General features: G+C 67.9%; 4 protein-coding genes. All 4 read right to left on the bottom strand.

Annotated features, from left to right (window positions below; all coding sequences use genetic code 11):
* The coding region (locus ABW137_RS34675; protein WP_526407310.1) for a lipoyl synthase at positions 1-802 on the bottom strand (802 nt) is incomplete at its 3' end.
* A 41-nt stretch (positions 803-843) separates the two neighbouring features.
* A complete protein-coding gene (lipB, locus tag ABW137_RS34670; protein WP_526407308.1) occupies positions 844-1560 on the bottom strand; it encodes a lipoyl(octanoyl) transferase LipB in 717 nt (238 codons plus the stop codon).
* Positions 1561-1589: 29 nt separating this feature from the next.
* Positions 1590-2504, bottom strand: coding sequence for a TIGR01777 family oxidoreductase (locus tag ABW137_RS34665; RefSeq protein ID WP_526407306.1), 915 nt, complete (start codon positions 2502-2504; stop codon positions 1590-1592).
* A 23-nt stretch (positions 2505-2527) separates the two neighbouring features.
* A partial coding sequence (locus ABW137_RS34660; protein WP_526407304.1) for a 2-oxo acid dehydrogenase subunit E2 occupies positions 2528-3093 on the bottom strand: 566 nt, incomplete at its 5' end.

Raw genomic sequence — 3093 nt, 5'->3', positions numbered from 1 at the left:
ACTCCTCGGGCTTCACCCAGCGCTCGACGGGGTGGTGGCGAACCGTCGGCCGCAGGTACTGCGTGATCGTGATGATGTCGCAGCCCGCCTCGTGCAGGTCGGTCAACGCGACGCGGATCTCATCGGGCGTCTCGCCCATGCCCAAAATCAGATTGCTCTTGGTCACCAGACCGTAGTTGCGAGCGGCGGTGATCACCGAGAGGCTGCGCTCGTAGCGGAACGCAGGCCGGATCCGCTTGAAGATCCGCGGCACCGTCTCCACGTTGTGCGCCAACACCTCCGGACGCGTCTCGAAGACCGTCTCGAGTTGCTCCGGGATGGCGTTGAAGTCCGGGATCAGCAACTCCACGCCGGTGTTCGGATTGAGTGCCTTGATCTGACGCACCGTCTCCGCGTACAGCCACGCGCCGCCGTCGGGCAGGTCGTCGCGGGCGACGCCGGTGACCGTGGAGTAGCGCAGCCCCATCGCCTGGACGCTCTCGGCGACCCGGCGCGGTTCGTCACGGTCCAGTTCGGCGGGCTTGCCCGTGTCGATCTGGCAGAAGTCGCACCGGCGGGTGCACTGTTCGCCACCGATGAGGAACGTGGCCTCGCGGTCCTCCCAGCATTCGTAGATGTTGGGGCAACCCGCCTCCTCGCAGACGGTGTGCAGACCTTCGCGCTTGACCAGCGCCTTGAGTTCCTTGTACTCGGGACCCAACTTCATCTTGGTCTTGATCCACGGCGGCTTGCGCTCGATGGGGGTCTCGGCGTTGCGGACCTCGAGACGCAACAACTTGCGCCCGTTCGGTGACACCGGCAGGCCGGCGATTTCAGATTGAGGTGCGCCGCCAGTTTCGATGCTCACTTGGTCAATGCTAGCGCTGGACGGCCGTCGAGTGCGTCCTGGATCGCGCGGGCGACGGTGTCCGTCACGTCCTCCACCGTGACCCGGCGTCCCAACTCGGCCGTCAGTGACGTCACGCCTGCATCGGAGATGCCGCACGGCACGATGGACGAGAAGGCCGAGAGGTCGCAGTCGCAGTTCAGGGCGAATCCGTGCTGCGTCGTGGCGCGAGCGACCCTGATGCCGATGGCGCCGATCTTGCGGGCCGGCCGCGCTGGGGCCCCGTCGTGGCTCGGCGCGGGGTCGGCAGGCACCCACACCCCCGAGCGGCCCTGGACCCGGCCGGTCGCCAGACCGAAGCTGGCGCAGACCGCGATCAGCGCGTCCTCCAAGCGGCGGACGAAGTTCACCACGTCCAGCGGCTCCGCCAAACCCACGATGGGATAGCCGACCAACTGCCCGGGCCCGTGCCAGGTGATCTTGCCGCCGCGGTCGGTTTCGACCACGGGAACGTCGCCGGCCAGCGGTCGCTCGTGGGGCTCGGTGCGCTTGCCCGCCGTGTACACCGGCGGGTGTTCGAGCAGCAGCAGAGTGTCGCGGCCACCGGCGACGCGGGCCTCGAACACGTCGCGCTGCACGTCCCAGGCGGTGAGGTAGTCGACGACGCCGAGTCGGCGCACGTCGATGTCGGTGTCAGCCGATCGGACGGATTCCCGGCGCCCTTGCAAACCCATGGTGCTCACGCTACGCGCGCGCAGCTGCCTCAGACGTCCTTGGGCGCAGTGACATAGCTCAATGCCTCGCCGATCGTGTTGTGGTGAAACTCGAAGCCCGCCCGCTCCAACGTCGCCGGAATCGCGCGTTGCCCGCCGAGCAGGCCCTCGTCGGCCAACTCCCCGAGGATCACCCGCAACGCGAATCCAGGCACCTTCATGGGCGTCGGGCGGTTGAGCGCACGGCCTAGCGCCGCGGTGAACTCGGCGTTGGTGACGGGTGCAGGCCCGGTTGCGTTGACCGGTCCGGAGACCTCGTCGTGACCGATCGCGAAAAGCAGTGCCCGCACCTCGTCTTCAAGGCTGATCCACGGCATGTACTGACGGCCGTTGCCCAGCCGCGCGCCAAGCCCGAGGAAGAACAGGGGGCGAAGTCGCGCCACCATCCCGCCCGACGGCGACATCACCAGACCGGTGCGGAACAGCGACACCCGGACGCCCGCGCTGCGGGCGGACTCGGTCGCGGTCTCCCAGTCCTCGCACAGCCCGGCCAAGAATCCCCGTCCGACGGGCGCCGACTCGTCCACGACGCGGTCGCGCGTGTCCCCGTAGAAGCCGACGGCGCTCGCATTGACCAACACCGGCACGCCCGCCTCGACGACCCCGCGCGCCAACACCTCCGTCGGACCGATCCGGCTGTCGCGCAAGCACTGCTTGAACGCACCCGACCAACGCTTGCTGCCGACGCCAACCCCACACAGATTGACGACGGCATCGGCACCGCGCAGTGCGCTCGCGTCGAATTCGCCACTGTCCGGATTCCAGAACACCTCGTCGGCGTTCGACGGCGGACGACGCACGATGCGCAACACCCGATGGTCGGCCGCGCGCAGCGTCGTCGTCAACGCCGAGCCGATCAGTCCCGAGGAACCAGCGATCGCGACGACGGCCCGTCCGGATGTCACCAGAGATCTACAGTCCGCGAGATCTACAGTCCGAGGTCGGCCTCGAACGCTCCCTCTTCGAGCCGCCTCTTGATGGTGGTCAGGAACCGGCCTGCGTCCGCGCCGTCGATCAGTCGGTGGTCGTAGGTCAGCGGCAGGTAGCACACCGACCGCACGCCGATCGACTCGTTGCCGTTGTCGTCGACCACCACGCGCGGGCGCTTGACGATCGCACCGGTGCCCAGCATCGCCGCCTGCGGCGGCACCAGGATCGGGGTGTCGAACAACGCGCCCTGGCTGCCGATGTTGGTGATCGTGAACGTGCCGCCGGACAGATCGTCGGGCTTCAGGTTGCCCGACCTGGCGCGGGCCGCGATGTCGGCGATGGCCCTGGCCAGGCCGCCGAGCGACAGATCGCCCGCGTTCTTGACGACGGGGGAGAGCAGACCCTGTTCGGTGTCGACTGCGAAGCCCAGGTGCTCGGCGTCGTAGTAGGTGATCTCCTTGGTGTCCTCGTTGTAGCTGGCGTTGACGTTCGGGTGGGCCTTGAGCGCGTCGATCACCGCGACGGTGAAGAACGGCAGATACGTCAGGTTGACTCCCTCACGCT

This window comes from Mycobacterium sp. (genome assembly GCF_040509115.1).
GTDB lineage: Bacteria > Actinomycetota > Actinomycetes > Mycobacteriales > Mycobacteriaceae > Mycobacterium.
This window is presented reverse-complemented; position numbering and strand designations above follow the sequence as displayed.

Coding starts and splice junctions, on each gene's coding strand:
- lipB (WP_526407308.1), bottom strand. CDS start 1,560: ATGGGTTTGCAAGGGCGCCGGGAATCCGTCCGATCGGCTGACACCGAC.